At 47.9% G+C, this 1,657-nt stretch carries 1 pseudogene; it reads right to left on the reverse strand.

The window, feature by feature from the left end:
* Window positions 1-250 precede the first annotated feature (250 nt).
* Window positions 251-1,529, reverse strand: a pseudogene (gene cycA / locus ACTBDZ_RS17595) (D-serine/D-alanine/glycine transporter); the annotation flags it as partial.
* Between the last annotated feature and the right edge of the window lie 128 nt (window positions 1,530-1,657).

The raw sequence follows: 1,657 nt of genomic DNA on the forward strand, positions 1-1,657 counted from the left end.
AGGTTACGGATGGTAACGTGGGGAGTACTCATGCTGATTGGTCTGCAAAAAGCAGTAATAAATTCAGAACTTCAGAATACCGTCAAGTCCCGAAAAAAGAAAAATCAGGTGCGGAATGACGGTTTAATTATGTCTAGAATTATTAACTCTGTCTTGATTGGTGTGTTATCCGCGCAAGGAACGCATTAAAAACTAAAGACGCCAATAATAAGCGTCTTTAGTATGACTGCCTGCAATGATTGATACGGGATTAAGCGCTCTGTTTTTTCTTCAGCAAGAACTGATAAGCAATTGCAAGAAGAACAAACCAAAGCGGTGTCACCATCAGTGCCTGTAATGTGTCTGGCTGCAATGTCAACAGAACAATCACACCCGCAAAAAAGGCCAGGCATACCCAGCACATGACAATACCTAACGGCATTTTGTAGGTTGAATTGGCATGCAACTGAGGCCGCGTTTTCCGATATTTAAGATAAGAGCACAAGATGATGCTCCAGATAAACATAAATAGAATGGCGGAAACCGTTGTTACCAGCGTAAACACTGTCATCACATTCGGAATCAGGTAAATCAACACAACGCCACTCAGCAGACAGATGCAAGAGAACAGCAATCCTGTCGCAGGGACTGCACGTTTTGACAGATGAGCAAATGCCTCTGGCGCATCGCCCTGTTTTGCCAACCCGAACAGCATCCGGCTGGTAGAAAATACGCCGCTATTGGCGGAAGAGGCTGCTGAAGTGAGTACGACAAAATTGATCACACTGGCGGCGGCCGGGAACCCGACCAGCACAAACATCTCTACGAAGGGACTGCGATCGGCGGCAATTGCGTTCCACGGCGTAACGGACATGATCATGATCAGCGAAAAGACGTAAAACATGATAATGCGGATAGGTATGGCATTAATGGCACGCGGCAGCACTACCTGAGGATTTTTGGTTTCCGCGGCGGTAGTACCGACCAGTTCGATCCCTACGAATGACCGCTATCTGGAACCCGGCAAAAAATCCGCTCATCCCTTTCGGGAACATGCCACCGTGATCCCACAGGTTAGTGAAAGAAGAGACTGAACCTGATGGGGAAGGAAAGTGCATGAAGACCAACACCGCACCGAGGATAATCAGTGCGACAATTGCCACTATCTTGACCATGGCAAACCAGAACTCCATTTCTCCGAACAGTTTGGCCGTCGCGAGATTGAGTGTGAGTAACAGCAGTACGCACAATAAAGAAGACACCCACTGCGAAAGTTCGGGAAACCAGAACTGGGTGTAGGCGCTGATGGCGACCACATCGGCGATGCCTGTCACTACCCAGCAGAACCAGTAGGTCCATCCGGTGAAAAAGCCAGCCTAGGGTCCCAGCAGGTCAGCGGCAAAATCGCTGAAGGATTTGTATTCCAGATTGGAGAGCAGTAATTCGCCCATCGCGCGCATAACGAAGAACAGCATAAACCCGATGATCATATAGACAAAGATGATCGAAGGGCCTGCCAGGCTGATGGTTTTACCCGACCCCATAAATAAACTGTACTAGCTCAGACCTGATCTGACAGTTACCGGTTATTTATACAGGTGTCTGTCAGATTAAATCTGGTTCAGATTTTTTTCTGCCCAGACCCGTTTACCATCAAGTAATGTTGCCATTGGCGTGC

Source organism: Symbiopectobacterium sp. (assembly GCF_051710365.1).
In the GTDB taxonomy this organism is placed as follows: domain Bacteria; phylum Pseudomonadota; class Gammaproteobacteria; order Enterobacterales; family Enterobacteriaceae; genus Symbiopectobacterium.